This window comes from Nocardia sp. NPDC004415 (genome assembly GCF_053602435.1).
Genome location: NZ_JBSGDP010000004.1, coordinates 1 through 23,740, shown reverse-complemented (window position 1 = coordinate 23,740; position 23,740 = coordinate 1). Strand labels below are relative to the sequence as shown.

The following is a 23,740-nucleotide window of genomic DNA, read 5'->3' as shown; positions in this document are numbered from 1 at the left end:
TTCCATGGATTCGGAAAAATTACTCGCCGAGATTGCCCGAATCGGTTCGGCGCCACTCCGAGGTTCCGTCGGGGTGGCGGTGGTACTCCCAGGCCGCGTAGTCGCCGTCGCCCTCGACGACGGTGACGTGGTCGGCGAAGCCGTCGTGGTCGTAGTCGGACCAGATGCTGGTCGAGTCGGGGGTGGTGTCGGTGATCGAGTCGACGACACCGTCACCGTCGAGGTCCTGGCTGGGATGGTGCAGTTCGACGGGGCCGAGGTCGCTCAGTGGCGAGTGGGCGTCGATATCGGGCAGGCCGAGGCCGGGGATGTCGCCCGAGGTGACCATGACTCCTCCTCAAACGGAAAACTCGCGGATGACGGCGGCGGATTACCCACCATCCTGTCATCCGCGAGCAGCCCGCGGGAAGTTCGGGCCCTACTTCTTCGGCATGATCAGCCACAGCACCAGGTAGAGCAGGAACTGGGGGCCGGGCAGCAGGCAGGACAGGACGAAGAGCAGGCGGACGACGTTGGCGTTCCAGCCGAAGTACTCCGCGATCCCACCGCAGACGCCTGCGATCCAGGAGTCGCTGGTCGAACGGGTGAAGCGGCGGGCGGGGGCGGTCATGATGGGCGCCTTCCTGTGGAGCGGGTGATGACTCCACTGTGCCGCGCGGTGGGTGGCGGCCGCATCGGTAGCAGGACCGATACGCACCCTGATTTCCGCGCGCCCCGGCCTCAGGGTCGCACCCCGAGACAGGCAGAATCATGGCGGTGAGTGCCACCTTGCAAGCGACCGGTCTGTCCGCGGGCCATGCCGAGCGGACCTTGTTCGCCGACCTCGATTTCACCCTCGCTCCCGGCGATGTGATCGGGCTGGTCGGGGTGAACGGCGCGGGCAAGTCGACGTTGCTGCGGATGCTGGCGCAGCGGTCGCCGGGCGAGGGCGCGATCACGTTGAGCCCGCCGGACGCGACGGTCGGGTATCTGGCGCAGGAGCCGGAGCGGATCGAGGGCGAGACGGTGCTGGAATTCCTGGCCCGGCGCACCGGTGTCGCGCAGGCGCAGCGGGTGATGGACGACGCGGCCGTGCGGCTCGGCGAGGGCGGGGACGACGACTACTCCCCCGCGCTCGAGCACTGGCTGGCGCTGGGCGGGGCCGATCTGGACCAGCGGGCCGAGGAGGTGGCCGCGGATCTGGGGCTCACCGACGGGCTGGCGAGCGGGCTGGCCACGCCGATGACGGGACTGTCCGGCGGGCAGGCCGCGCGGGCGGGTCTGGCCTCGGTGTTGTTGTCGCGCTTCGACATCCTGCTGCTCGACGAACCGACCAACGATCTCGATCTGGACGGCCTGGACCGGCTGGAACGCTTCGTCGCGGGCGTGCGGGTGCCGCTGATGGTGATCAGCCACGACCGGGAGTTCCTGGCGCGCACCGTGAATCAGGTGCTGGAGCTGGATCTGGCCCAGCAGCAGGTGGGTCTCTACGACGGCGGGTACGAGGCGTATCTGGCCGAGCGGGAGATCGCGCGCAGGCACGCCCGCGAGGCCTACGACGAATTCGCCGACACCAAGGCGGGTTTGGAGGCGCGCGCGCAGATGCAGCGCAACTGGCTCGAGCACGGCGTGCGCAACGCCCGCCGCAAGGGCAAGGGCGACTCGGACAAGATGGGCCGCAAGACCCGCGCGGAGTCCACCGAGAAGCAGGCCGCCAAGGCCCGCCAGACCCAGCGCCGGATCGAACGGCTCGACGTGGTCGAGGAGCCGCGCAAGGAGTGGGAGCTGCGGATGGAGATCGCGACCGCGCCCCGCAGCGGCGCGGTGGTGGCCACGGCGGCGAACGCGGTGGTGCGCCGCGGCGAGTTCACCCTCGGCCCGGTCACCACCCAGATCGACTGGGCCGACCGGATCGTGCTCACCGGCGCCAACGGCTCGGGCAAGTCGACCCTGCTCGGGGTGCTGCTGGGCAAGATCGTCCCCGATTCCGGCACTGCCGCACTGGGTTCCGGCGTCCGGATCGGCGAGGTCGATCAGGCGCGCGGGCTGTTCCGCGGACCGGAATCGCTGGCCGACACCTTCGGCGCCGCCATGCCCGACTGGCCCGACGCCGACGTGCGCACGCTACTGGCGAAATTCGGCCTGCGCGGCCCGCACGTCACCCGGGCCTGCGACACCCTGTCCCCCGGCGAGCGCACCCGGGCCGCGCTGGCGCTGCTGCAGGCGCGCGGGGTGAACCTGCTCGTCCTGGACGAACCGACCAACCACCTGGATCTGCCCGCCATCGAGCAGCTCGAACAGGCCGTCGAATCCTTCACCGGCACGCTGATTCTGGTGACGCACGACCGCCGCATGCTGGATTCTGTTCGCGCGACCCGCCGCTGGCACATGGCCGCGGGCACGCTCACCGAAGGATAGAACGATGGACCTGGGGATCGATACCCGTCTCACCTTGCTCGTCACCGGGCTGATCTTCCTCAGCGCCCTGCTGCTGGGGGTGTGGAAATACCACGGCATCCGCACCTCGCCGACCGGCGCGGCGCACGTGTATGTCGACATCGCGCACCGCGCGGCGCTGATGTACTCCTTCGCCGGGGTGTTGCTCGCGGTGTTCACCGAGCTCAGTGCCTGGCCGACGGCGGTGAACCTGATCGCGGATCTGGTGGTGCTGGCGTTCTTCGCCGGCGCCATCGCCAGCTATGTCCTGCACGGTGCGCGTCGCGATACCACCGATCAGTTCGCCGGGGAGGTCCCAACCGCGCTGCGGCTGTCCATGTACGGGCTGATCGTGGGTGAGGTCGGCGGCTTCCTCGTGCTGTTCACCGGTTTCCTCGTCGGCCAGTTCTGAGCTCGAAAGCCGAACGCAGCGGGGTCAGCCCACGGCGCAGTGCCGCCGGCCTGTGGTCAGAATGTTTGCACCACAACCGGTTCCGGGGCGCCGAACAGGTCGACATCGGAACCGAGCTTGGCGCCGATCAGGCCCGCCAGCGCGGTGGTCAGCAGGACCACGACGACCGTGATGAGCGAACGCGAGCGCGGAACCCGGGGCGGGGCCTGGCTGGTGCGCGGCGGCTGCGCGGGCGCCAGCTCGTAGAACTGCTGGCCGTAGCCCTCGTCGCGGATCGGCACGGTGTGCGAATAGCCCTGCGGCACATCCCGGCAGCCGGGTCGACCGCAGGCGCCGCCGCAGCGGTGCGGCTGGTCGGCCTCGCCGTACTCGTAGTACTGACCACCGTAGTTGCGAGCAGGCAGCATGACCCGTCCCCCTTCGAATAGTGCTGCGCGCCAAATCATCCGCCTGCGCCTAGCAGCACACGCGCCACGAGCACACAGGTCCTGATGGCGTACGCCGATAGTAGATGGGCATGCCCGGACACGCCACCGGGTCGACTGGCGTCAGCGTGCGATCCGGCCGCGCCCGATCGATATCACGCGCGCGACGCGACAGAACGCACGACGACGCCGGCCGGATCAGGTCAGACGGCCGCGACCCGCTTGGCCAGATCGTCGGCGAGCTGATGCGCCTGCTCGGGATCGGTGGCCTCCACCATCACCCGCACCAGCTGTTCGGTTCCGCTGGGCCGCAACAGGACCCGGCCCGTCTCGCCGAGAATCCGCTCCGCCTCGGCGACCGCCTCGCGCACCTCGGGCGCCGCGGCCACGGCGGCCTTGTCGCTGACCGGCACGTTCACCAGCACCTGCGGCACGGTGGTCATGATCGAGGCCAGCTCGGCCAGGGTGCGGCGGGTCTGGGCCATCCGCGCCATCAGCCGCAGGCCGGTGAGCACACCGTCACCGGTGGTGCCGTAGCGCGGGAACACCACGTGCCCGGACTGCTCGCCACCGAGGCTGTATCCGCCGCGGCGCAGTTCCTCGAGCACGTAGCGGTCGCCCACGGCGGCGGTGATGACGCTGATCCCGGCGGCGCGCAGGGCGATGTGCAGGCCGAGATTGCTCATCACGGTGGCGACGAGGGTGTCGCCGACCAACTCGCCGGATTCGCGCATGGCCAGCGCCAGCACGGCCATGATGGCGTCACCGTCGACGATCTCGCCCGCGGCGTCGACGGCCAGGCAGCGGTCGGCGTCGCCGTCGAGGGCGATGCCCAGGTCGGCACCGTGCTCGCGGACCGCGCGCCGCACCGCGTCCAGGTGGGTGGAGCCGCAGCCGTCGTTGATGTTGAGACCGGTGGGTTCGGCGTTGATCGCGATCACCGTCGCGCCCGCCTCCCGGTAGACCTGCGGGGCCACCTCGGCGGCCGCGCCGTGCGCGCAGTCGACCACGACGGTGAGCCCGGACAGATCCTGGCCGGTGGATTCGAGCAGGTGCTCGACATAGCGTTCGTGGGTGCCCTCGACGGTGTAGTCACCGCGCACCCGGCCGATGCCCGCGCCGGTGGGGCGCACGGTGACGCCCTCGGTGATCAGGGCCTCGATGCGCTGTTCCACCGCGTCGTCGAGCTTGTGCCCGCCCGCAGCGAAGATCTTGATCCCGTTGTCGGGCATGGGGTTGTGCGAGGCGGAGATCATCACGCCGAAGCATGCGTCGTAGAGGCCGGTCAGGTAGGCCACGGCCGGGGTGGGCAGCACGCCCACCGAGAGCACGTCGACACCGGCCGAGGTCAGGCCCGCGGTCACCGCCGCTTCGAGCATCTCGCCGCTGGCGCGCGGATCGCGGCCCACCACGGCGACCGCGCGCTTCTTGCCGCGCGAGAGCACCTGCGCCGCCGCACCGGCGACACGCATCGCCAGTTCCGGGCTCAACGATTCGTTGGCGAGTCCACGAACACCGTCGGTACCGAACAGCCGTCCCATAAAACCCTCTACTGGTAGTAGGTCCCCGTATACAGCACGAGAGCAGGCGACCAGCGGTGCTGGCAGCCTGCTCTCGCACACGTGCGCCGCCGACCGTGGCTCAGCCCCGCTCTCGCGGGGAGCATACCCAGGGTATGCGAACGACCGTGGCCGGCAGTGCGTAAATCAGCGCTTCGAGTACTGAGGCGCCTTACGGGCCTTCTTGAGGCCGTACTTCTTGCGCTCGGTGGCACGCGGGTCACGCGTCAGGAAGCCGGCACGCTTGAGCGCGGGGCGATCCTCCGGGGTGACCTCGATCAGCGCGCGGGCGATGGCCAGGCGCAGAGCGCCCGCTTGACCCGACGGGCCGCCACCGACCAGGCGAGCGTAGATGTCGAAGGACTCGACCCGCTCGACGGTGACCAGCGGGGACTTCACGAGCTGCTGGTGCACCTTGTTCGGGAAGTAGTCCTCGATGGAGCGGCCGTTGAGCTCGAAGTTGCCCGAACCGGGCACCAGGCGCACGCGGACGACGGCTTCCTTACGGCGGCCGACGGTCTGCACCGGGCGATCGATCACGATCGGCGCGAACTCGGTCTCTTCGACGTACTCGGCTTCGTAGCCTTCGCCGTCTTCCACGACCTCGACGACGGCCTCTTCGGCCACGTCGAACTCTTCGTTGGCGAACTCTTCAGGAGCGGTCACTGGGCCACCTGCTTGATCTCGAACGGAACCGGCTGCTGCGCGGCGTGGGGGTGGTTCGGGCCTGCGTAGACCTTCAGCTTGCCCGCGATCGCGTTACCCAGCTTGTTCTTCGGGATCATGCCCTTGACGGCCTTCTCCACGAGACGATCGGGACGGGTCGCCAACACCTCGCCGACAGTGCGCGACTTGAGGCCGCCCGGGTGTCCGCTGTGGTGGTGGATGAGCTTGTCCTGCTTCTTGTTGCCGGAGATGGCAACCTTGTCCGCGTTGATGATGATGACGAAGTCGCCACCATCGACGTGGGGTGCGTAGGTCGGCTTGCCCTTGCCGCGCAGCAGGCCAGCGGCCTGCACGGCGAGACGGCCGAGGACTACGTCAGTGGCGTCGATGACGTACCACTTGCGGGTGACGTCACCCGCCTTGGGGCTGTACGTAGGCACAGTCGTTCCCTGTCTGTCGTCGGTGTTGCCAGCCACGGGTGTGGATCGACACTGCCCCGGCGGCTGGTGGAGACCCGGGACTTCGAGGAGACGCCGATCCGCGAACGGTTCGGCGTTCCACACGCCAGCGAGCCACGATACCAGTCGCGCATCACCGACCCACAATCGGGCGAGCGGCTAGATGACCACCGGCGGTCCGGGGTCGGTCGCGCCCGCGGTGCCGGGGATCAGGTAGCGCAGGGTGTCGATGCCGGGGGCCACGCAGGCGCGGTCACCGATCAGGGTGGCGCCCGCGGTGGCGATGCCCTCCGGCGGGACGGTGTTCGCGTACGGGGTGAACGCGCAGGTGCTCGCGTCGGCGGCCGTGACCACCTCGGCCTGCCAGCCGGTCGCGGCCAGGGCGAGCGCGCCCGCCACCGCCGGGGCACCGAAGAAGCCCTTCTTCACCTTGCCGATGAGCTTGCCGCGGCGGTCGTCCTCGTCGTCGAGGGCGTGCCGGGGGGCGCTGTGCGGCGGCTGCGCGGGCGGACCCGCCACGAAACCGGCCGGGCCCGGCGGTTGGGCCGCGGGCGGCGCCGAGGGCTGCGCGCCCCAGCCCACCTGGGCGGCGTAGGCCGCGCCGGGGTGCTGGGGTTCCTCGTACTCGTCCTCGTCGAACGGCTCGGTGACCAGCAGATGCGCGGCGCCGAGCACCAGCGCGTGCATCGGATGATCGGCCACGTGCAGCCGCTGGCCGAGGTGGTTCTGGAAGGCCAGCCGCAGCGCGTCGTTGAAGCAGACATTGCCCGCCAGCAGCACCGTCGAGGTGTCGGCGCCGATGGAACGGGCCGCGGCCATGGCCTCGATCACCACATTGTCGGCGGAGCGGGCGTCGCGCAGTGCCTCGGCGCTCACCGCGACCTCCACCGACTCGGTGGGCTGCTCGTCGTCGCCGTGCACCGCGACCACCAGCAGCGTGCGGCCGTCGGAGTACACGCCGGTGGCGCCGACGCCGGTGCGGTGCCGCTCGCTCGGCGGCTGCACCAGCCCCAGCGCCCGCACGTAGCCCGACAGCGCGACGCTCTCCGGCAGCGGTTCGACGGTGACGTCGAGCTGCTCGACCAGCGCCGCGTACACCTCGACCTTCTCCTCCGGCCAGCTGTCCGGATACGGCAGCGCCACCAGCTGCGGCTTGCCGCGCAGGTACTTGCCGATCGCGGCCAGCGGGTTGTAGAGCCGGGCCCGGAACACCAGTTCGGCGGGCCAGGTCGCCCCGGCGATCACGATCTGCGGGTGCCCGAGGATGTCGCGCACGTCGGCGATCGCCATCCCCAGGTCGGGTCGCTGCCGGTCGACACCGGCGGTGTGCAGCCTGCCCGCCGCGTCGGCGAGCAGATAGGCAGGCGGGGTATAGGTGCCCTCGACCTGAACCGGGCGGATCGGCGTGTCTCCGCCACCGGCGGCGACGGACACCACATCCCACCCCAGGTGCAGGGCGCCAACTCGAACGGTCACAGGCTCAAGTGTGCCCGGTCGGCGCACGACACGCGCAGCGTGCCCGCGGATAGCCCTCTGACCTGCCTCATGCCCGCCTCGCTCATGCCTGGGACTTCTTCAGCCGCAGGCGCGTCCAGGTGATCGCGGCCAGTACCGCGGTGATCACGACGACCATCACGATGTCGAGGATCCAGATGCCGATGGTGTGCTTCCAGAGCGGGTCGTCCTGGGCGCCCCAGAAGATCGTCGTCAGGTCGACGGTCGAGGCACCGGCGGCGTAACCCCAGCGGGCCGGGAACAGGTAGGACACCTGCTCGAGGCCGACGCGGTCGGTCACCGGGATCAGGCCACCGGCCATCACCAGCTGCACCATGATCATCACCACGAGCATCGGCATGACCTGCTCGTTGGACTTGGCCAGACTCGACATCAGCAGACCGAACACCACACAGCACACCGCGGTCATCGCGATGTCGATGTACAGCTCGATGCTGCCGTTCGGGATCAGCGAGCCCGCACCCGGCGGCTTCTTGCCGACCAGGGTGATGCCGATCAGCACCGCCGACTGCAGGAACGCGACCACGCTGAACACCGCGATCTTGGCCAGCAGATACGCCGAGGGCATCAGCCCGACCGCGCGTTCGCGCTGGAAGATCGACCGCTCACCGACCAGATCACGCACGCTCAGCGTGGCACCCATGAAGCAGGCGCCGAGGATGAGCACCACCAGCAACTGCTGGGTCTCGCTGCCGCCCGAGCGCGCGAAGGACCCGTCGGCCTGGGCGACGAGCGCGCCCGCGGCGAAACCGTTCTTGCCCGGCACCACCAGCGACAGCGCGCCGAGGATGAACGGCAGCACCACCAGGAACACCAGGTAGCCGCGGTCGGCGAAGATCAGCCGCAACTGCCTGCGCGCCAGCGTGGAGAACTGCCGCATCCCGTTGGACTGCGGCGGCGCGCCCATGCTGCCGCGCTGTGGCGGCGCGGGCGGTGGCGGCGGCACATAGGCCTGGCGGGAGCGATAGGCCGCGAAGGCCTGGTCCGGATTGGCCGCCACATTGGCGAAGATCTCGGCCCAGTCACTGGTGCCGAGCGCGGCACCGACGCCACCGGGATGCCCGGCGAAGGCGGTCTTGCCGCCGGGGGCCAGCAGCACCACCTGGTCGCACATGTCCAGGCAGGCCACCGAGTGGGTCACCACGATCACCACGCGACCGGCGTCGGCCAGCTCGCGCAGCATCTGCATGACCTGGCGGTCCAGCGCCGGGTCGAGGCCCGAGGTGGGCTCGTCGAGGATCAGCAGCGACGGGCCGGTGAGCAGCTCCATCGCCACCGAGGCGCGCTTGCGCTGACCACCGGAGAGCCGGTCGACGCGGGTGTCGGCGTGCTGAGTGAGCGAGAGCTCCTGCAGCACGCCGTCGATCACCTGCTGGCGGTCGGCTTTGGTGGTGTCGGGCGGCAGCCGCAGTTCGGCGGCGAAACCGAGGGCCTGGCGGACGGTGAGCTGACGGTGCAGCACGTCGTCCTGCGGGACCATGCCGATACGCGAACGCAGCGCCTCGTACTCGGCGTGCAGGTTGCGGCCCTCGAAGGTGACCACACCGCCGGAGGGCTGGGTATTGCCCGCGATCAGCTTCGACAACGTCGACTTGCCCGCGCCCGAGGGGCCGATCAGGGCGGTGAGCGTGCCGCGGCCGGCCTGCATGTTGACGTCGACGAGCAGCTGCTTGTTGCCCTCGACGGTGAACCCGACCCCGTGCACCGTCAGGCCCAGCTCGGCGACCGGCTTCTGCCGGTGCGTCAGCGCGCCCTGGTTGACGACGAAGTCGATGTTGCCGATGGTGACGATGTCGCGCTCGCGCAGCACGGTGCGCTGCTGACGGTGACCGTTGACGAAGGTGCCGTTGGCCGACCCCAGGTCCTCGATGGTCAGGCCCTCCGCGGAGGACACCAGGCGAGCGTGCCTGCGCGAGGCCAGCGGATCGTTGACCACGATCTGGTTGTCGGAGGTACGGCCGATACTCAGGCCGCCGGCGGGAATGCGGTCACCGCGGGCGACGGGTTCGGTCGAGGCCGCCTTGCGCACCGGCGGCAGCATCGAGGAGTCGGCGCGGCGGGTCATGTTGATGTTGTCCTGCGGCGCCTTCGGTTGCGAGGGCAGCTGCGAGGTCGGGACGTACTGCGGCGGTTGCTGTGGCCGCTGGGCCTGCGGATTCGGTCGCGAGGGCGGCGGGAACTGCGGACGTTGCGGTGGGCGGGGCTGTTGCTGCTGCGGTGCCGACTGCGGCTGCGACGGCGGTGCGAGCACGGTGGCCGCGTGCCGCGACCCCAGCGCGGCCGGGACCAGGTGCAGCAGCGGACCGCTGATCGCGTCGCCCAGACGGACCTGGGTGGGACGGTCGATCGACACGGGCTGGCTCAGCCTGCGCGCGTCGACGAAGACGCCGTTGGTACTGCCGTTGTCGGCGAGCACCCAGGCGCCGTTCTGGAAACGCAGGGTGGCGTGCACGCGCGAGACCAGCGGACTGTCCACGAACAGGGTGACCTCGGGCGCCCGGCCCATGGTGATCTGCTGGCTCGCTTCGAAGACTCGTTCGGTTCCATCATGGCGCACGGTGATGGTCTGCGCCCCCGGTGAAGACATGGAGCGGATACTATGCCATCGCCCGGACATCGGCGGTGCCCCCGAGACGGCTTCAGTGCCGATCCGGTGATCGACCTGCACACGGATCCGGCCGACCAGGGGGATAGATGCCGAAAGGCCAAGTGTTCGTTGTGATCACCGCCGTGCTATGCGCACTGGCCGGTGTGGGGTGCACGCGAGCGGTCGACGGCCACGGGGTCTCGATCTACGACGACCCCTTCCAGGTCGCCGGTCTGCCCACCACCGGCGGACCCAACGGCCCACGTCCCGGCGTCCCCGACGCCGATCTCACCGCCACCAACGGCGACGACGGCGAGGTGGACCAGCTGGCCCTCAACGCGATCGCCGACATCCAGGCGTACTGGCAGTCGGTCTTCGGCACCGAATTCCGCGACCAGACCTTCGACCCGGTCCAGAAACTCATCTCCTGGAACGCGCGCGCCCCGCGCAGCCAGGCGGTGGAATTCTGCAAGGAGACCACCTACCACCTGGTCAACGCCGCCTACTGCCGCAGCGACAACTCCATCGGCTGGGACCGCACCATGCTGCTGCCCACCATGAGCGAGACCTTCGGCCAGATGTCGGTGGTGATGGTGCTCGCCCACGAATACGGCCACGCCATCCAGACCATGGCCGGGCTCGCCACCAAGAAGACCCCGGTGCTGGTCAAGGAACAGCAGGCCGACTGCTTCGCGGGCGCCTTCATGCGCCACGTCGCCGAGGGCAAATCCGAGCACTTCACCATCAACACCTCCGACGGCCTGAATTCCGTTCTCGCCGCGACTGTTTCGATCCGCGATTCCGACCCCGACGACCCGGAGAGCGTGCACGGCTCGGCCTTCGAGCGGGTCACCGCGGTGCAGATCGGCTTCACCGACGGCCCGCGCGGCTGCAAGGGCATCGACTCCGACGAGATCGAACAGCGCCGCGGCAATCTCCCGCAGAGCTTCTCCGGCGACACCGGCCGCGGCGAGTACCCCATCTCCAAGGACAACCTGGTCGAGCTGAGCAAGGCGCTGCAGGCGATCCTGCCGGTGGAGGACAGCCCCAGCTACGACTACTCCGGCGCGCGGATCGACTGCGCCGACGGCGCCGCCACCGAACCGGTCACCTACTGCCCCGCCACGAACGTGATCGCCACCGACGTCGCGGGCCTGGCCGAACGCGGCGCGGTCGACACCGAGGACGACGGCCCGCTGCCGGTGAAGGTCAGCGGCGACTACAACGGCTACGTCGTGTTCATCTCCCGCTACACCCTGGCCGTGCAGCAGAGCCACGGCCAGGCGCTGACCGGCGCGAAGACCGGCCTGCGCGCTGCCTGCCTGTCGGGCGTGGTCACCGGCAGACTGGCCGAGCCCAACCGCCCGGTCAGCCAGGGCGATATCCAGCTGTCCGCGGGCGACCTCGACGAAGCCGTCTCCGGCCTGCTCACCGACGGCCTGGCCGCCAGCGACACCGAGGGCAACACCGTCCCCAGCGGTTTCTCCCGCGTCGACGCCTTCCGGGCAGGAGTCCTCAGCGGCGAGACCACCTGCCTGTCCCGCTACAGCTAGTCCTCAGCCGAACGGGGGTGGGGCGGCGGGTTCGTAGCGGAGGACGCGGTTGCCGATCATGACCTCGGTGCCCGGGACCAGCACCATCGGCTGGTTCGGGGTGAGGCGGATCCAGTCGCGGTAGCCGGGCAGGCGGGAGCGGGTGCCGTTCGTGGAGCCGCGGTCGAGCAGTTGCACGTCCCAATTCACCAGGTGCACTTCGGCGTGCGCGCGGGACATGCCGCCGGAGGTGTCGTCCACGCGCAGCGGGATCAGGCCGCGCTGGGCGGCTTCGGAGTTCTCCGGGTCGCGGCCGATCACGGCGTCGGCGGCCAGCAGGAAGGTCATCCCGTCGTCGAGGACGAGCATGCCCAGCGGGGGCCGCACGACCTCCGAGAGCGGCTGGGTCTGGTCGACCGGCATCCCGCACACCGTGCAGAACGCCGCGCGCGGATCGCTGGGATGGGCCCGCGCGCACTTGAATCCCATCACCTTGACCGCGAGCACGGTCGAACGCGCGGTGGCTTCCAGTCTGCGCTGCAGGTCGGGGTCGGGTTCCGGGGCGGGATTGGTGCCCGCCTGCCGGGTCTCGGCGTGGTGCGGGTCGACCGTGGCGTGGGCGGGCCCGGTCGCGCTGGTGACCGCGTCCATCATCGAGGTCGCGGGCTGCATTCCGGTCGCGGGCGCCTCGGCCGGTCGCGAATCCTGCTGCGGCGCGGGCGGTTCCCGGTCGATCCGCGCGGTGGGCGGCGGCGGGCGACGGACCGCGCCCGCGGGTTCGGCGGTGCGCACCCGGCTGCGCACATCGTTGGACCACACCACGGCCCCGCCGGCCTGGGCGATGCCCTCGACCAGCCAGCCGATGCCACGCTCCGGCGGCAGGTCGGGAATCCGGCCCTTGGCGTCGTCGATGAACAGCGCGACGCCCCTGGCGGGCTCGGAGGCCACCCGGTCGACGGTGAACGCCGCGTCACTGCCGCGGTAGTACTCCGGGCCGTGTTCCCCGGCGAGCACGGCCGTCACCGCGCCGTGCAGGAAGATCGCGATACCGCCGTTCTCGGCGGCCGAGAGCACGCCGAAATCGATCGGCACGCCGGGCGAGATCTGCTCGGCGTACTTCATCAGCCAGCGGGTGGCCTCACGCGCCACCACCGAACCCGGACCACCGGGCGCCTCGTCGGCCGCGGCGCGCACCAGCTCCGCCAGCGATTCCAGCGCGAGGGCGGCGGTGTCGCCCGGGCCGGGTCTGCCCTGCCCCCGGTGCGCCACCACGATCACCGCGCCCGCGACGTGCGCGACCGCGTGACTTCCGGGCACCACTTCGACCTGCCGATCCCTCACAGGTATCGGCCTCCACCGGAACCACACAGCAGGGTCGTCGCCATAGCTCCCAGACTATGGCAAAGGTCCAGACATAGGTCCCCCTGGGCGGGATTCCTCCGGTAACTTCACAGGTATCGCGCGAGAACGTCGAGGGGGCGCTGTGATGAGCTGTTCGACCAGGATCCGGCTCGCGGCCGCGCTCTGCTGTGCCGCGCTCGTCACCCTCACCGGCTGCGCGGTCGGCGGCACAGCGGTGCCCGGCGAAGCCGATGTGCGCGGCCTGGAGACCGGCACCTATGCCGTCGACCGTCATCATTTCGACGACAAGGCCGGCACCAAAGGCGCTCTCGTGGAAGGCATGCGGATGTCGGCGGCCGTCGCACCCGCGGTCCGTATCGATTCCTCGCTGACCTACGGGCGCGGTGGTGCCGTCGCCGGGGATGTCACGCGCGCACTGGATTTCGTCGCCAATGTGTCCAGACCCGTTCTGGAGAAACGCAAGTACGTCACCGGTTACGCCGCCCTCGGCGCCGACAAACCCGACCCGGCCGACTCCAAACGTCCGCCCGCCGACGCCACCGCCGTCAGTGTCTTCGTGCTGCGTTTCCCCGACACCGCGGCCGCCACCCTCGCCGCGCGCGAACTCGAGGACGTCGACCTGGCCGTCTCCCCCGACAACCGCAAGCTCACCTCCACCCGCTATCCGGCCGCCTACCTGCACTGGCGCCCCGGGGTCGCGACCGTCGGCGCGTTCCACGCCTACGAGCAGTTCGTGATCTCGCTGTTCATCCAGCGTCCCCGCGCCGAGGCCACCGACCTGACCGACTGGGTCGACCGGGCGCTGGCCGCCGAACTCGCCCAGCTGTCCCGGTTCACCGCCACCCCGGCCGACAAGCTCGCCGACCTGCCGGTGGACCCCGACCGCCTGCTGTCGCGCGCGATCGTCGAGGACCGGCGCGGCCTGCGCCCCGACCAGAACGTCTTCGGTGTCTACAGCACCAACCACCTGGTCAACCGCGCCTACGACCAGACCACCCGCCAGGAACTCGTCGACAGCACCGGCGCCGACCAGATCGCCGTCGTCGACGGCGGCTCGATCACCCGCACCCGCGACCAGGCTGCCTCCGAAGCCCTGATGAAGGGCCTCATCGACTCCTCCGACCGCTACGACACACTCCCGGCCCCCAGCGACGTCCCCGGCGCCCAGTGCCTGAAACTGCGCACCCCGGCGGACGACACCGACACCTACCGCTGCTACGTCCCCTACAAGCGCTACCTGGGCATCGTCAGCGCCGAACGCGAACCCGAAGTCCGCCAGAAGATCTCGGCCCAATACGCGCTCCTCGCCAACAGCCTGTGACCCGTTTGTCCGGATCACGGTGGCCACACCCGGCCGCTCGGCACGCCACACGATCGTCACCGGCACGGGGTCGTCGGGGCGGGTCCGTGCCGGGGTCACACACCCGGTGACCCGCGACTTCGTCGGACCGGTGCCGTACGATTCGGCCGACGACCGATTCCGGGGAGGGAGATCGACGTGGGAATTCCTGTTCCAGCCAGGGCTGCGTGCGCCCTGCTCGCGGCCGTGCTCGCGACGGGGGTGATCGCCGGTTGCGACTCCGGTCCCGACGCGCACGCCGCCACCGACCCGCCGGTCGATCTCACCACCCTCGACGTCGGCAACTACGCCACCGAACCGCGTGAGGTCGGGGTGGTCGCCAATCAGGACCAGGCCCGCTTCATCGAGGCCGAGCGCCTCGGCGACCATGTGCCGACGCCCGCCGACATCGACCCGCGATTCATCCACACCAATCCCACGATCGCCTCGGTGTTCCTCGATCCGGAGGCCGCGCTCGGCAAGATCATGGCCGTCGACCGGTTCGCCGAGGCCGCGCCCGATTTCATCGGCGGATTCGTCAGCTCCGCGCAGACCGAGCCCAACAACCAGGGCATCGACATGGTCAACGCGGTGATGATCTTCCCCGACGAGCAGAAGGCGGCCACCGCGGCCACCGAGCTCGAACGGCTCGATTTCGGCTACGCGCCCGGCAACCAGCCGATCGAGATCCCCGGCTATCCGGGCGCCAAGGCGCACTGGCAACCCGACCAGCAGTCGATCGGCTCCTGGTTCGCCACCGGCCACCTCGTCGTCTACACCTGGCTCTACGACTACCTCAAGATCTATCTCGAGAAGGTCGACAAGCAGGCCCTGCTCGACCTCACCCGCAAGAGCCTCGACACCTTGGTCCCCGAGCTGACGAAGTTCACCCCCACCCCCACCGACCAGCTGATGAGCTTGCCGCGCGACCGCGAGGGCATGCTCGGCCGCACCGCACCGCGCCCCCGCGAGGACTCGTGGATCAACCCGCCGGGCGTGTACGCGGGCCGCACCGCCCGGCACTTCACCTCCGATCCGGTGGCGATCGCGCAGGTCATCGAGGAGGCCGGCGTCGACCTGTACGCCTCCGACGGCGCCGATGTGTACCGCGCCCGCGATGTCGCGGGCGCCCAGGCCGTGCGCGACGAGCTCGGCGGCCTGACCCGCAAGTTCACCGCCTCCGAGCCGCCGAAGAACCTGCCCTTCGCCCAGTGCAAGGAATACATCGGCAGGCAGCGTTTCGCGATCCGCTTCTACTGCGCCGTCTCCTACGACCGCTACGCCGCCTACGTCTGGTCGCATCAGCTCCTCGACGCCCAGCAGCGGATCTCCGCCCAGTACGCCCTGTTGGTGAATGCCGCATGAGAACCTCGACCCGCCTCGCGACCGCCCTCGTCGCCACCGTCCTGACCGCGGTGCTCACCGCCTGCGGCTCCACCGTGGCAGGCTCGGCCCTGCCCGCCGAGACCGATTTCCGCACTCTGGACACCGGCTCCTACCCCACCGAACCGATCAACGCCCACGACGACGACCCGGTCCTGCCGTTCTACGAGATGTACGAGGTGGCCGCGATGCGGATCGCCGACTACGTGATCACCGCTCACGACATCGACCCGCAGATGGGTTTCGGCAAACGCGCCCGCACCGCGTCCGCGGGTGTGATGCCCTGGGCGCTGGGCGACGACACGGTGATGTCGGGGATCGCCAAGAAGCACAAGATGCTATACGGCTTCGAGTCCAACGGCGCGGCCAGGGACACCAGCGTCAACACCCTCGGCGGCTGGCCCTCCAAGCAGGCCAACAACCGGCTCACCGCCACCACGATGGTCTTCCAGTTCCCCGACGCCGAGCGCGCGAACGCCGCGGCCCGCGAGTTCCACGATGCCGACTTCGCCGCCCAGGAGGGCAAGAACCAGCCGGTATCGCTGCCCGGATACCCTGCGGCACTGTCCCATTGGCGTCCCGACTCGCCGTTCCTGCGCACCCTGCTCCCGCACGGCCCGTTCGTGATCGCCTTCCTGCTCTCGGTCGACAAACCCGACCAGCAGGCCCTGACCGCCCTCGCCGAAACCGCCTACGCCAAGCAGATCGAGGCCCTGGACAAGACCACCGCGCTCACCGACGAAGAGGTCATGACCCTGCCCTGGGACCCCGAGCACGTGCTCATGCGCGCCCTCAACCCCGAGCAGCTGTCCAGCCCGGAGGGCTCGGGCCAGTACCTGCTCGTCGGCAAGCAGGGCATCCTGCACTACTCCGGTGATCCGCTGCCCAGCGACCGGCAGTACGTCGACGAGCAGCTCACCAAGATGAACGCCGAGCAGATCGCCGTCTCCTGGGGTTCCTACGTCATCCGCACGCCCGACGGGGACAGCGCCCGGCGCGCGGTCACCGAGAAACTGTTCCCCTGGCGTACCGACATCGAGGCCGCCGCCCCACCCAATGTTCCCGATTCCGCCTGTGTGGAGAACACCCGGCTGTCCGCGTCGAAACGCTACAGCTGTGTGCTCGCTTACCACCGGTATGTCGGAATAGTAAGCAGCAACCAGCTTTTGGATGCCCAGCAACGTGCGGCAGCGCAATATGCGGTTTTCGCCAACACCCGATAATCCCGCACCTGCCCGTCCCCGCCGAGTCCGATATGCTCCAGCCGGGAAAAGCGGCAGGGTGCGGCACCGAGTCAGGAGATCGTGAAAGATGGCGATGAGCCCCGGCACCATCGTCGGCGGGTACCGCGTGCAGCGCGTGCTGGGCGCCGGCGGTATGGGCACCGTATACCTGGCCAAACACCCCAGCCTGCCGCGCATGGACGCCCTGAAGGTGCTCAGCGCCGAGCTCAGCCGCGACCCTGAATTCCGCGCGCGCTTCGAGCGTGAGGCCAATCTCGCCGCGGGCCTGGACCACCCCAATATCGTCTCGGTCTACAATCGCGGCGAAGAACACGGTCAGCTGTGGATCGCCATGCAGTACGTCGACGGCACCGACGCCGCCGCCGAACTCGCCCGCGACCGCCACGCCATGACCCCGCTGCGCGCCCTGCGCATCACCACCGAGGTCGGCAAGGGCCTGGACTACGCGCACCGGCGCGGCCTGCTGCACCGCGACGTGAAACCGGCCAACTTCCTGCTGTCCAGCACCGACGGCGACAACGAGGACGAGCGCGTCTTCCTCACCGACTTCGGCGTCGCCAAGTCCACCGACGACGCGACCGAACTCACCCAGACCGGCAGCTTCCTGGCCACCATCGCCTACGCCCCGCCGGAGCAGCTCAGCGGCGCCCCCCTCGACCACCGCGCCGACATCTACAGCCTCGCCTGCGCCTTCTACAAACTCCTCACCGGCCAGAACCCTTATCCCGCGGCACAACCCGCCATGGTCATGATGGGCCACCTGCACGAACCCCCACCCCTGGCCACCAAGGTCAACCCCGGCCTCCCCCACGCCATCGACCACGTCTTCGCCCGCGCCCTGGCCAAAAACCCCGCCGAACGCTTCGCCACCTGCCGAGAATTCACCGACGCCGCCGCCAACGCCCTGGTCCCCGGCTTCAACCCCACCGGCCACAACACCTCCCCCACCTACCCGATCCAGGTGATGCCACCCCAGCACACCACCGATCCACGAACCTCCCTCTCCGGCCCTAGTCAGATCTTCCAGGCACCCGCACCCACCCAGCCCACACCCGGCAAGTCCCGTCGCCTCGCACTGCTCGGCGGCGCGGCCGCGGTCATCATCGCGCTCGCCGCGGGAATCGGCATCTGGGCGAGCAACGATTCAGGTGGCGGTACCGATCCTTCCCCCGCCGCCGCCACCGAAACCACGGGTACGCAGACTCCACGCGAACGAGCGCGTGCCGAGAACCCGGGCTTCGAGGGCAAGACGGTGACTCTGGTCGATGTCCTGTCCAACAGGGAGATGGCGATCTACCTGCGTTCGACGCCGCAGACGCAGTTCCTGGAAAGCCTCGGGTTCGTCTACAACCTGGAATACACCAAGACCGGCGAGGAAGTCTCCCCCCGGCCTATCGACGATATCTTCGACCGGGTGAAGGCCGACGACAACACCTACATTCTCGCCGTGCGCACTGATGAGAAGGCCGGGGGCGGCGGACTTTCCGGCCTCCCCGATGACCTCGCACGATCCAGGGCCACAGTGATTCCCATCGATGACCCCGCCACGGTTTCGGCACTGCGCAACTGGAGCGAAGGCTCCGATCAGGTGCTCCTGCAGAAGCTCGTACCGGTTCTGCAGAACCGGATCAAGTGATCAAGCCCGCGGGCTTCCGAGTCGTATCCACATAGCCGAGATGCTATGTTGACGCGAGCGATGCCGACGGCCGAATAGGGGCCGGGCGCTCGCCATGGGGGATCCAGTTCTGACCGATCTGTCCTCCACCTGTGCGTGTATACCGATGGAGGGGGCCAATTGCGGGCACTATCGACCTTTGTGGCTGCGGGCCTTGCGCTGACCACGTTCGGAGTCGTCGGATGCTCCGGAGACGCCGAGCCCGCCGACCCCCCAGCTCCGCCTGTCGACCTGTCGGCGCTGGACGTGGGCAGCTTCAAGACGGCTCCACGGACGATCGGCACACCCAATTTCGACCGCGCACGCATGAGCGAGGGCCAGCGTCTCGGCGGCTATCTACCGACTGCCTCCGACGTCGACAGCCGCTTCGCATACCAGTCCAGCAAAGACTCGGTAGCCGTGTTCGGATTCATCGAACAGGTGTACACGATCGGCGACTCCGAAAAGTTCAAGGAAGACACACCAGGATTCGTAGCAGGTTTCTACAGCTGGGGGATGTCACATGACGACATCTTGATCGCCGATACCCTGGCCAACACTGCCATGGTCTTCGACTCCGAGCAATCCGCTGCCGCTGCGACTGACGCACTCGCGAAGCGCAAACGGGAAAGCAAGGAGAGTTTCGTTCCGGTCGACATCCCGGGGTTCAAGGGCGGCAACGCGTTCTGGGATCCCGCGCGCCAAGAACTGTTCGCCGTGACCTCATACAACAAGATCGTTCTCTATACGGTCATCAAAGACTACGCGATGATCGAAGTCGGAACGACGAACCTCGGCGCACTGACAACGCTGGCGGAGAAGAATTCGGCAGCGGTCCGACAACGCCTGAGCGAGTTCGAACCGACTCCGGTCGATAAGCTGACAGCTATCGAGATGGACCACGATCAGCTTCTCGGACATTCACTCACGCGGCCAGAAGGGGAAGGCGCCAAGAATCCTCCCGGAATCTACGACCGCCGCGGAGCACTACATCTGAGCATCGACCCGATCAGCGACAAAAAGCTGTACGAAGAGGCGGGCCTCGAATGGCTCGGCGTGAACGGCACCGAACTCTATCAGGCCAAGGATTCCGATGGCGCGCAGCTCATCGCCGCTACGCACTCAGCACTGAACAAGAAGCTCCGATCGGCGGATTCCCCGAGGGAGCTACCAGAAACCAAGTGCAACGAATACAAGATCAAGAGCAGCCTGACTACTCGATTTCACTGCACTCTGGTTTACGACCGTTATGTCATCGAGGTCAGGTCCAATCAGTTGATCGATGCCCACCAGCGAATTTCGGCCCAGTACATTCTGCTCAACTCCATGGGCAAGTAGCCGGCCCCGACGACTTGGAGACAGCACAATGAAAATCCGAGGCACGCGAAAAGCCGCCATCGCACTCGCAGCACTTTTCGTCACGTCGTGCGGGCAGACGGTGACGGGAACCTCTGGTCCCGGCGAAATCGATGTACGAACCCTGGAAGTCGGCAAGTACCCGACCGAGCCACTCGACGACTACTACTCCTTCGCACACTCGGTCCGCAGTGGCACCACCTTGGCGATCAGCAGACTCGCCGATCACATGGTCATCGGCACCGACGTCGATCCGAGGCTCCGGTTCGGCACCGGCATCCAGGAAGTAGCCAAGCCCCGCGACATCACCGAGTCCATGGCCGAGCCGAGCGAGGCGGTCGCCGAACGCAACAAGATGCAGTTCGGATTCATCTCCGGCAGTAGCGACGTCCAACCTGTGGCCTTCCAGAAGGTTCCGGAAACCGCCACGCTGGTCACCGTCACAGTTCTGCAATTCCCGAGTCCAGAGGCGGCGTCAACCGCCGCCGCCGAGTTCGAGCAGGTCGATTTCGACATCAACCCGACGGAGAACCAGCGGGTCACCATCGACAAATACCCTGCCGCACATGCCCATTGGCGACCAGGAACACCGACCATCGGAGCAACCGCCGCGCACGGCAACTACACGGTGACCGTGTTCGCCGCCACGTCGAGCCCGGATCTGCCGCTGCTCACCTCGCTCGTCGAGAAGACCTACGCGGCCCAGTTCCCCATGCTCGATACGCTTCCGCCGCTGAGTCCGGAACAGGTGATCCGCACGGATCTCGACCCCGAGGGAATGAAGCGGCGTGTATTGAATCCGATCAAGCTCGGGGTTCCCGCCGTCGGCGGTCTGGCGACCAACAGGTTGCAGGGCTTCCTGCATTTCCAGACCGATCGCGAGGCCGCCAAGACGCTCTACGGTGGCGCCAACGTCGAGTACATCGCGATGGGCGAGGCCTATTCGGCCTGGACCTACAGTCTCTCGAAGGGCATCGCCCAAGGGTTCGGCACAGGATCGTCGGAGCTGCTGGACGGGTCCATCGTGTTCCGTAGCAGTGATGAGGAGTCGGCCGAGCGGTTGTCGACCGCACTCGTTCCCACTCCCGACGCCGCTATGACGCCGACCGGACTGCCCGGCGGCAGGTGCTCGGAGCAGCCTCGGCCTGGCTCGACAGCCAAGCTGTTCGTGTGCGCCGTGCAGTACCGCAACTACGTCGGCAAGGTCTGGAGCACTCAACCCGAAGACACGCGACAGCGGGCCGCGGCGCAGTACGCGCTGCTCGCCAACAGCCAGTAGTCCTGATCGAAAGAGGGATCGCGCAGTACCCCCTCGTTTCGGTAAGGTGGGCGAGTCAGCCCACTCACCGTCAATCGGTCAGCACAGTGGGAGGAGGGGACCAGGGGCTGATTACCGAGACCGGAACGCCTCGGCTGGCGCCGAGTGAGCACCGCCGCTGACCAGCGTGGACGCCGCACCATGGGGGCGCGCGAGCGCCGGTTGGCATCGAACCAAAATTTCTGGCAATTGGATGGAACCGATCGACTCCGGTCGGCGTCCAAGTATATGAACTGGGAAAACCGATCCCAGACGAGCAGCCAGGATCGAACCCGAAAGGAAGCCAAACATGGCAGGACAGCTTGACGCGAGCAACGAGAAGATCGGTACCTTCGCGAAGGACATCAAGCAGAAGCACCTCGATCTGCTCACCGCCATCAAGACCCTGAAGGCCAAGGAGGACCAGACCACCGCGACGTGGAGTGGTTCTGCCCGTACCGCATTCGACTCGTTCATGGAGCGGTACTACTTCCAGGCCGACAAGCTGAACGACAAGCTGCTCGAGACCTCGGAGCAGCTCATCAAGGCCGGCTCCAAGTACGAGGAGCAGGACACCGACTTCGCCCAGCAGGTGAAGGCTCAGGTTTCCAGCCTCGACCTGCCCGCGCTCTGATCCACTTTCTCGATCGACACTCTTAGACAAGGAGCTCAGATGGCTGCCAACGACCCCACTCGGATTTCCGCGAATTTCGGCGAAGTCGAGGCCGGTGCCCAAGCGATCGTCAGCGAGGCACGCAACGTCATGACGATGCTGGAAGACTTCCACAAGTCGGTCACCGACTTCGTGACCAACAACTGGAAGGGTGACGCCAACGACGCGTTCACCTCGCTGCAGACCCAGTGGAACACCCACGTCCAGCAGCTGAACGCTACCCTCGAGGGTGCCGGTACCCTGGTCAGCTCCGGTAACTCGGACCTGCAGGGCACCGATACCGCGCTCGCGGGTCTGTTCTGATCCCAGCGGTACTCCAGTCAGGCCCCGGCTCGCGCCGGGGCCTGACTTGTTTTCGGGGGTATGCCGCTGCGCTTCGGGGGTTCGCGGCGAAATGCGTTGGCATACTGTCGGATTGAGATCGGTAGGTGCTATCGGCGAGGGGGTTCGTGTGGGGACGGTTGGGCAGCGGTTGGTGGGGCGGTGGGGACCGTCGGGGTGGCGGCGGCGGTGAATGCCGGGACGTGGCTTGTTACCGACCATGGGAGCGTTGCTTGGTGGGTGTCGGGGGCCGTGTTGCTGGTTGTGGGGGTGGTGGTTGTGCAGTGGTGGCTGCCGGTGGGGGTGGCGGGTTCTCGGCGGAGTTCACAGGTGGTAGAGGATGCGCAGGTTGGTGGCGGGGTGCGGCTCACCAGCGCGGGGCCGAGCGATCAGGTCGTGAAGGGGTCGCGGGTTCGGGGCGATGTGGTTCATGAGGCCGGTGACGTGTAGGTGTTCGGCCGGGGATCTCGGACGTCGATTCAGAACTCGCATGTCGGGGGCAGTGTCAATCACACGCATGTCCACAACGTTCACCATCACCACCACGGCGGACGTCGTGACGGTTATCGGCGGCCGAGCCGGCGGCGGTCACGGACTCCGTCGAGGCAGGTGCTCAGCTGGCTGCTGTTGATCGCGTGCGTCGGCGCGGTAGTGCTCCACGTGTGGTTGGCGGGGCAGGTCGATCCGGCCGCGGAAGCGCCGAGCGCGACCATCCATGCCTGGACGCATACGCCCAGTGCGCTGGCCCAGCAGATTCTGCTCGGGGGTTGTGCCGCAGTACTTCTCGTCGTCGCGGTGCTCACCCACGGGTTCACGGATACCGGAGGGTGGCGGCTGCCGCTCTACGTGGTCGCTGTCGTCGTGTCGGTGCTCGCACTGGTGCCGGTGGTGGTCGCTCTGGCTCTGCTGGGGATCACGATCGCGGTGAGCCTGGTTGCACCCATCATTGCGATGGCGGTTCTGGTGTCTGCCATGAAACGTCGCTGATGGCGACTATCCGGGCGTGCTTGCTGACAACGCCGCGGAGCGGACCAGGCAGTGTTCGCTGCGCACTTGCACGACCGGATGCCCGGAATCGGCGATGCCTCCGGGACAACACCGAGACAATGCCATCTATAGATGGTCGACGTAGGCGTGGCGAGTCGGGAATCTCGGTGGCGTGCCAGAATCCGCCGTCGAGGAGCAGCTCGTGGCGATTCTGGGGCAGCATCTGGCGGCGCTACGGACGGCCAGGGGGCTTACGCAGGAAGAGGTCGCGCTGGCGGCGGGGATCAGCCGGCAGCATTATCAGCTGCTCGAGATCGGATTGCGGGCGCGTAATCCGAAGAAGCTTGCGAATCCGACGTTTTCGACATTGGTCGCGTTGAGCGACGTGCTCGGCACGCCGCTGCCCATACTGCTCGACGAAGTGTTCAGCCGCGCGGGATCTGACGCGTAGACGCCCATAGATCCCCTAACGGGTTCGGTCATGTAGCGGTGAGACCCGCTGTCGTGCAGGATGTTTCGTCGTGGCAGCACCCTGGATCGTAGATGACGAGTTGT

The 23,740-nt window shown here is 68.1% G+C and carries 22 protein-coding genes; 13 read left to right on the top strand and 9 right to left on the bottom strand.

Going from position 1 to position 23,740, the window contains the following annotated elements; genetic code table 11:
- Window positions 1-19: 19 nt before the first annotated feature.
- Window positions 20-328 (bottom strand): DUF6802 family protein, encoded by a 309-nt coding sequence (locus ACWEMY_RS02925; protein ID WP_452388630.1) that lies wholly within the window; start codon window positions 326-328, stop codon window positions 20-22.
- 90 nt (window positions 329-418) lie between these two features.
- Entirely contained in the window at window positions 419-610 is a 192-nt protein-coding gene (locus tag ACWEMY_RS02920) for a PspC domain-containing protein (RefSeq protein ID WP_375934462.1), read from the bottom strand.
- 146 nt (window positions 611-756) lie between these two features.
- On the opposite strand from ACWEMY_RS02920, the gene ACWEMY_RS02915 reads away from it, so the two are divergent.
- Window positions 757-2,397 (top strand): ABC-F family ATP-binding cassette domain-containing protein, encoded by a 1,641-nt coding sequence (locus tag ACWEMY_RS02915; RefSeq protein ID WP_452388629.1) that lies wholly within the window; start codon window positions 757-759, stop codon window positions 2,395-2,397.
- 4 nt (window positions 2,398-2,401) lie between these two features.
- Window positions 2,402-2,827 carry a hypothetical protein gene (locus tag ACWEMY_RS02910; protein WP_452388628.1) on the top strand — a complete coding sequence of 142 codons (426 nt, stop codon included), beginning with the start codon at window positions 2,402-2,404 and terminating at the stop codon, window positions 2,825-2,827.
- 56 nt (window positions 2,828-2,883) lie between these two features.
- Here the strand turns inward: ACWEMY_RS02910 and ACWEMY_RS02905 are convergent, their stop codons facing one another.
- From ACWEMY_RS02905 to ACWEMY_RS02880, 6 genes are all read right to left on the bottom strand, one after another.
- Window positions 2,884-3,234 carry a hypothetical protein gene (locus ACWEMY_RS02905; protein ID WP_452388627.1) on the bottom strand — a complete coding sequence of 117 codons (351 nt, stop codon included), beginning with the start codon at window positions 3,232-3,234 and terminating at the stop codon, window positions 2,884-2,886.
- A gap of 221 nt (window positions 3,235-3,455) precedes the next feature.
- Window positions 3,456-4,793, bottom strand: a complete 1,338-nt coding sequence (gene glmM / locus ACWEMY_RS02900) for a phosphoglucosamine mutase (protein ID WP_452388626.1) — start codon at window positions 4,791-4,793, stop codon at window positions 3,456-3,458.
- Window positions 4,794-4,958: 165 nt separating this feature from the next.
- Entirely contained in the window at window positions 4,959-5,477 is a 519-nt protein-coding gene (rpsI, locus tag ACWEMY_RS02895) for a 30S ribosomal protein S9 (RefSeq protein WP_375934447.1), read from the bottom strand.
- On the bottom strand, window positions 5,474-5,917 hold the full coding sequence (gene rplM, locus ACWEMY_RS02890) for a 50S ribosomal protein L13 (protein WP_022567307.1): 444 nt from the start codon (window positions 5,915-5,917) through the stop codon (window positions 5,474-5,476). The genes rpsI and rplM overlap by 4 nt, the downstream gene beginning before the upstream one ends.
- 177 nt (window positions 5,918-6,094) lie before the next feature.
- A complete protein-coding gene (locus ACWEMY_RS02885; protein WP_452388625.1) occupies window positions 6,095-7,411 on the bottom strand; it encodes a hypothetical protein in 1,317 nt (438 codons plus the stop codon).
- Between the two features lie 82 nt (window positions 7,412-7,493).
- Window positions 7,494-10,037, bottom strand: coding sequence for an FHA domain-containing protein (locus ACWEMY_RS02880; protein ID WP_452388624.1), 2,544 nt, complete (start codon window positions 10,035-10,037; stop codon window positions 7,494-7,496).
- A 107-nt stretch (window positions 10,038-10,144) separates the two neighbouring features.
- Between ACWEMY_RS02880 and ACWEMY_RS02875 the strand changes: the two genes are divergently transcribed.
- Window positions 10,145-11,590 carry a neutral zinc metallopeptidase gene (locus ACWEMY_RS02875; RefSeq protein ID WP_452388623.1) on the top strand — a complete coding sequence of 482 codons (1,446 nt, stop codon included), beginning with the start codon at window positions 10,145-10,147 and terminating at the stop codon, window positions 11,588-11,590.
- A gap of 3 nt (window positions 11,591-11,593) precedes the next feature.
- Here the strand turns inward: ACWEMY_RS02875 and ACWEMY_RS02870 are convergent, their stop codons facing one another.
- Window positions 11,594-12,910, bottom strand: a complete 1,317-nt coding sequence (locus ACWEMY_RS02870; RefSeq protein WP_452388622.1) for an FHA domain-containing protein — start codon at window positions 12,908-12,910, stop codon at window positions 11,594-11,596.
- Window positions 12,911-13,055: 145 nt separating this feature from the next.
- Between ACWEMY_RS02870 and ACWEMY_RS02865 the strand changes: the two genes are divergently transcribed.
- The 10 genes from ACWEMY_RS02865 (at window position 13,056) to ACWEMY_RS02820 (ending at window position 23,636) form a co-directional block, all read left to right on the top strand.
- Window positions 13,056-14,252, top strand: a complete 1,197-nt coding sequence (locus ACWEMY_RS02865) for a DUF7373 family lipoprotein (protein ID WP_452388621.1) — start codon at window positions 13,056-13,058, stop codon at window positions 14,250-14,252.
- Between the two features lie 177 nt (window positions 14,253-14,429).
- Window positions 14,430-15,635, top strand: a complete 1,206-nt coding sequence (locus tag ACWEMY_RS02860; RefSeq protein ID WP_452388620.1) for a DUF7373 family lipoprotein — start codon at window positions 14,430-14,432, stop codon at window positions 15,633-15,635.
- Window positions 15,632-16,876, top strand: a complete 1,245-nt coding sequence (locus tag ACWEMY_RS02855) for a DUF7373 family lipoprotein (protein ID WP_452388619.1) — start codon at window positions 15,632-15,634, stop codon at window positions 16,874-16,876. The genes ACWEMY_RS02860 and ACWEMY_RS02855 overlap by 4 nt, the downstream gene beginning before the upstream one ends.
- A gap of 88 nt (window positions 16,877-16,964) precedes the next feature.
- Entirely contained in the window at window positions 16,965-18,533 is a 1,569-nt protein-coding gene (locus ACWEMY_RS02850; protein ID WP_452388618.1) for a serine/threonine-protein kinase, read from the top strand.
- Between the two features lie 180 nt (window positions 18,534-18,713).
- Window positions 18,714-19,889 carry a DUF7373 family lipoprotein gene (locus ACWEMY_RS02845; RefSeq protein WP_452388617.1) on the top strand — a complete coding sequence of 392 codons (1,176 nt, stop codon included), beginning with the start codon at window positions 18,714-18,716 and terminating at the stop codon, window positions 19,887-19,889.
- A gap of 28 nt (window positions 19,890-19,917) precedes the next feature.
- A complete protein-coding gene (locus ACWEMY_RS02840; protein ID WP_452388616.1) occupies window positions 19,918-21,186 on the top strand; it encodes a DUF7373 family lipoprotein in 1,269 nt (422 codons plus the stop codon).
- A 328-nt stretch (window positions 21,187-21,514) separates the two neighbouring features.
- Window positions 21,515-21,838 carry a WXG100 family type VII secretion target gene (locus ACWEMY_RS02835; protein ID WP_452388615.1) on the top strand — a complete coding sequence of 108 codons (324 nt, stop codon included), beginning with the start codon at window positions 21,515-21,517 and terminating at the stop codon, window positions 21,836-21,838.
- 39 nt (window positions 21,839-21,877) lie between these two features.
- Window positions 21,878-22,180, top strand: coding sequence for a WXG100 family type VII secretion target (locus ACWEMY_RS02830; RefSeq protein WP_452388614.1), 303 nt, complete (start codon window positions 21,878-21,880; stop codon window positions 22,178-22,180).
- 627 nt (window positions 22,181-22,807) lie between these two features.
- Window positions 22,808-23,185 (top strand): hypothetical protein, encoded by a 378-nt coding sequence (locus tag ACWEMY_RS02825; RefSeq protein WP_452388613.1) that lies wholly within the window; start codon window positions 22,808-22,810, stop codon window positions 23,183-23,185.
- A gap of 202 nt (window positions 23,186-23,387) precedes the next feature.
- Complete coding sequence (locus tag ACWEMY_RS02820; RefSeq protein WP_452388612.1) at window positions 23,388-23,636, top strand: helix-turn-helix domain-containing protein; 249 nt, start codon at window positions 23,388-23,390, stop codon at window positions 23,634-23,636.
- Window positions 23,637-23,740: the final 104 nt, after the last annotated feature.

Excerpts from the sequence above, each read along its gene's own strand:
- ACWEMY_RS02925 (WP_452388630.1), bottom strand. The coding sequence starts at position 328 with ATGGTCACCTCGGGCGACATCCCCGGCCTCGGCCTGCCCGATATCGAC.
- ACWEMY_RS02920 (WP_375934462.1), bottom strand. The coding sequence starts at position 610 with ATGACCGCCCCCGCCCGCCGCTTCACCCGTTCGACCAGCGACTCCTGG.
- ACWEMY_RS02910 (WP_452388628.1), top strand. The coding sequence starts at position 2,402 with ATGGACCTGGGGATCGATACCCGTCTCACCTTGCTCGTCACCGGGCTG.
- ACWEMY_RS02905 (WP_452388627.1), bottom strand. The coding sequence starts at position 3,234 with ATGCTGCCTGCTCGCAACTACGGTGGTCAGTACTACGAGTACGGCGAG.
- glmM (WP_452388626.1), bottom strand. The coding sequence starts at position 4,793 with ATGGGACGGCTGTTCGGTACCGACGGTGTTCGTGGACTCGCCAACGAA.
- ACWEMY_RS02880 (WP_452388624.1), bottom strand. The coding sequence starts at position 10,037 with ATGTCTTCACCGGGGGCGCAGACCATCACCGTGCGCCATGATGGAACC.
- ACWEMY_RS02875 (WP_452388623.1), top strand. The coding sequence starts at position 10,145 with ATGCCGAAAGGCCAAGTGTTCGTTGTGATCACCGCCGTGCTATGCGCA.
- ACWEMY_RS02865 (WP_452388621.1), top strand. The coding sequence starts at position 13,056 with ATGAGCTGTTCGACCAGGATCCGGCTCGCGGCCGCGCTCTGCTGTGCC.
- ACWEMY_RS02855 (WP_452388619.1), top strand. The coding sequence starts at position 15,632 with ATGAGAACCTCGACCCGCCTCGCGACCGCCCTCGTCGCCACCGTCCTG.
- ACWEMY_RS02850 (WP_452388618.1), top strand. The coding sequence starts at position 16,965 with ATGGCGATGAGCCCCGGCACCATCGTCGGCGGGTACCGCGTGCAGCGC.
- ACWEMY_RS02840 (WP_452388616.1), top strand. The coding sequence starts at position 19,918 with ATGAAAATCCGAGGCACGCGAAAAGCCGCCATCGCACTCGCAGCACTT.
- ACWEMY_RS02835 (WP_452388615.1), top strand. The coding sequence starts at position 21,515 with ATGGCAGGACAGCTTGACGCGAGCAACGAGAAGATCGGTACCTTCGCG.
- ACWEMY_RS02830 (WP_452388614.1), top strand. The coding sequence starts at position 21,878 with ATGGCTGCCAACGACCCCACTCGGATTTCCGCGAATTTCGGCGAAGTC.